Annotated in this window: 5 protein-coding genes; 4 read left to right on the top strand and 1 reads right to left on the bottom strand. The window is 68.9% G+C overall.

Going from position 1 to position 2,891, the window contains the following annotated elements:
- Positions 1-139: 139 nt before the first annotated feature.
- The 4 genes from AOQ53_RS36185 to AOQ53_RS36200 all read left to right on the top strand — a co-directional run bounded on the left by AOQ53_RS36185 (position 140) and on the right by AOQ53_RS36200 (position 2,160).
- Positions 140-328, top strand: coding sequence for a hypothetical protein (locus tag AOQ53_RS36185; RefSeq protein ID WP_059423918.1), 189 nt, complete (start codon positions 140-142; stop codon positions 326-328).
- Positions 329-492: 164 nt separating this feature from the next.
- The gene (locus tag AOQ53_RS36190) at positions 493-999 is read left to right on the top strand and encodes a BlaI/MecI/CopY family transcriptional regulator (RefSeq protein ID WP_078945671.1); all 507 of its coding nucleotides are present in this window, start codon (positions 493-495) and stop codon (positions 997-999) included.
- Positions 1,000-1,008: 9 nt separating this feature from the next.
- Positions 1,009-1,542 carry an amino-acid N-acetyltransferase gene (locus AOQ53_RS36195; RefSeq protein WP_059423919.1) on the top strand — a complete coding sequence of 178 codons (534 nt, stop codon included), beginning with the start codon at positions 1,009-1,011 and terminating at the stop codon, positions 1,540-1,542.
- 282 nt (positions 1,543-1,824) lie between these two features.
- Positions 1,825-2,160, top strand: coding sequence for a histone-like nucleoid-structuring protein Lsr2 (locus tag AOQ53_RS36200; protein ID WP_010048839.1), 336 nt, complete (start codon positions 1,825-1,827; stop codon positions 2,158-2,160).
- Positions 2,161-2,169: 9 nt separating this feature from the next.
- Here AOQ53_RS36200 and AOQ53_RS47055 read toward each other — a convergent pair whose 3' ends face one another.
- The gene (locus AOQ53_RS47055) at positions 2,170-2,877 is read right to left on the bottom strand and encodes a hypothetical protein (protein WP_236711936.1); all 708 of its coding nucleotides are present in this window, start codon (positions 2,875-2,877) and stop codon (positions 2,170-2,172) included.
- Between the last annotated feature and the right edge of the window lie 14 nt (positions 2,878-2,891).

Below are 2,891 nucleotides of genomic sequence, written 5' to 3' on the forward strand. Positions count from 1 at the left end.
GGCCCCCACCCCGGGCGCACCGAAACCCAGCCGCCCGATCCCCACCCCGGGCGAGGTCTTCCCGCGCCGCAAGCCCACCCCGCCACCCCCGGCGAACCCCCAGCAGCTCGCCGCGGGCTGACGTGGCTACTCTGGGTCCATGGACTACGTCTCCGCGCTCCTGCCCCCGGTCGTCATGGCCATCTTCTTCATCGGCGTGATCCGGGTGATCGTGAAGACACAGGGCGGCGTCAACAAGGCCAAGGAGGACGCGGCCGTCGACGCCGCCCTCGCGCGCGTGGAGGGCGCCCGACAGCCCTCCGCGACGCCCCCGAAGGCCGAAGCCTGACCGACCGCTGCCGCCCCCGGCGCAGCGCTCTGACGGCGTACGACTCGTGCGCGGCCCTCCGCGAGGCTCGCACTTTCGAGTCGTACGCCCTTTTTGCTCCCGTTCGCCGGTGAAGCGCACGTCCGCCACGCCATTGCCTAGATCTCCCACTATTGTTCTGAGGTGTGCCTCGCCCATTGGGAGAACTCGAAGACGCGGTCATGTCGCGGGTGTGGAAGTGGAACCGCCCGGTGACCGTTCGAGAAGTCCTGGAAGATCTTCAGAAGGAGCGGTCCATCGCGTACACCACCGTGATGACCGTTTTGGACAATCTCCATCAGAAGGGCTGGGTGCGCCGCGAGGCGGAGGGCCGTGCCTATCGATATGAGGCGGTCTCCACACGTGCTGCCTACGCCGCCGCCCTGATGAACGAAGCCTGGTCGCAGAGTGACAACCCCGCCGCGGCTCTCGTCGCCTTCTTCGGCATGATGAGCGACGAACAGCGAGAGGCTCTCCGCGATGCCGTGCGCATCGCCCAGGTCCCGGAAACCCAGAAACCGACCGGATCGTCTGAACCGGCCGAACCAGCGGAACGAACCGAACCGGTGGAACGAACCGAACCGGTGGAACGAACCGAACCGGTGGAACCGCCGGAGAACCCCGCCTCCGCTCAGGACACCGACGGGCGATAGCGTCCCGTCATGTCCGCGAAGAGCCCCGAAGCCCCCGCAAAAGCCATCACCGTCCGGCGGGCCCGTACCAGCGATGTCCCGGCCGTGCGCCGCCTCCTTGACGCCTACGTCCGCGGCGGCATCCTGCTCGACAAAGCAACGGTGACGCTTTACGAGGACATCCAGGAGTTCTGGGTCGCGGAACGGGACGACAACGCCGAGGTCGTCGGCTGCGGCGCCCTGCACGTGATGTGGGAAGACCTCGCGGAAGTGCGCACTCTCGCCGTGAAGCCCGGCCTGAAGGGCGCGGGCGTCGGACACCGGTTGCTGGAGAAGTTGCTGCACACCGCCCGCTGGCTCGGCGTTCGCCGCGTTTTCTGTCTGACCTTCGAAGTCGACTTCTTCAGCAAGCACGGCTTCGTGGAGATCGGCGAGACGCCTGTCGACACCGATGTCTACGCGGAGCTGCTGCGTTCCTATGACGAGGGTGTCGCGGAGTTCCTCGGTCTCGAACGAGTGAAACCGAACACCTTGGGCAACAGCCGGATGCTTCTGCATCTGTGATCGCCGGGACGGACACACAAGCCAGTTGCAAGTCGGTCGCAAGACCGCCTGCCCGGTTCCTCAAGGCATATTCCGCACGACCGCCCTGCCCGGGTGCCCTATGTCCGAAACGCGCACGTTTCCGGGCGGAGGCGGGGCTGCCGGTCTCTGCCGAGGGTTTGTGTTTTTCCGGCAAAAGCGGTTTGCTTTCCGAGGTACTGCAGTACTGCATATAACAGGGGACGGTGATACGGCGGACGCCGGCACACCCCGGCCCTGAAGATATCGATGAAAGGAAATCCGGTGGCACAGAAGGTTCAGGTCCTTCTTGTCGACGACCTCGACGGTGGCGAGGCGGACGAGACCGTGACGTTCGCGCTGGACGGCAAGACGTACGAGATCGATCTCACCACCGCCAATGCGGACAAGCTCCGCGGCCTTCTCGAGCCTTACGTGAAGGGCGGTCGTCGTACCGGAGGCCGCGCTTCGGGCGGGCGCGGAAAGGCGCGGGCGGCTTCGAGCGGCAGCCAGGACACGGCGGCCATCCGCGCCTGGGCGAAGGAGAACGGCTACGAGGTCAACGACCGCGGCCGTGTTCCCGCGACCATCCGCGAGGCCTACGAGAAGGCCAACGGCTGAACAGCGGCACTACCGACCCTGCGCGCGCAAGGCCGGCGGCTGCGCGCACGCGCGCCGCAGCCGGACCCGGTGGCACTGCGTGGCCACCGTGTTCACCAGCCGCACGAGATCGGGGGCGTCTCCACCGCCCCCCAACGCCGACAGCGTCGGCAGCGAGGCCTCGACCTCGCATCCCGGCTCGGGGGGCCGCAGCCACACAGCGGCCCCCTGGGAACCGAACCGGCCCAGGGGAAGCGGCCGGCCGCGGGAGGAGCCGGGCTCGGGGGAGAACGCGCCGTCCGTCTCGGGGGCCGACGGCGCGAACGCCTGGCGAGGCAGCGGCCCGCCCCTCTCGGCGGCCACCGGGGGCCTCAACCCCTCGCAGGGCAGCGGTCCGCCCCTCGCGCGCGATACCGAGCCGTCCGCCTCGCGGAAAAACGCCGCGCCCGTCTCGTTAGCCAGCGGCCAGTCCCTCTCGTCGGGCAGCAGCCCGCCTGCCCCGCGCGGCATCGGGCTGTCCGTCTCGCGGAACAACGACGCGCTCGTCTCGCAGGGCGGCAGCGCGCCCTTCTCGCGCGGCATCGAGCTGTCCGTCTCGCGGAACAACGATGCGCTCGTCTCGTCAGGCGGCAGCCCGCCTGTCTCGCGCGGCACCAAACCGCCCCTCTCGCGCGGCATCGAGCCGTCCGCCCCGTGGAACAACGGCGCATCCATCCCAGGCGGCCACGGCGCCTCCATGGCACCGCCCGCCC

It is taken from the genome of Streptomyces azureus (genome assembly GCF_001270025.1).
Lineage (GTDB): Bacteria > Actinomycetota > Actinomycetes > Streptomycetales > Streptomycetaceae > Streptomyces > Streptomyces azureus.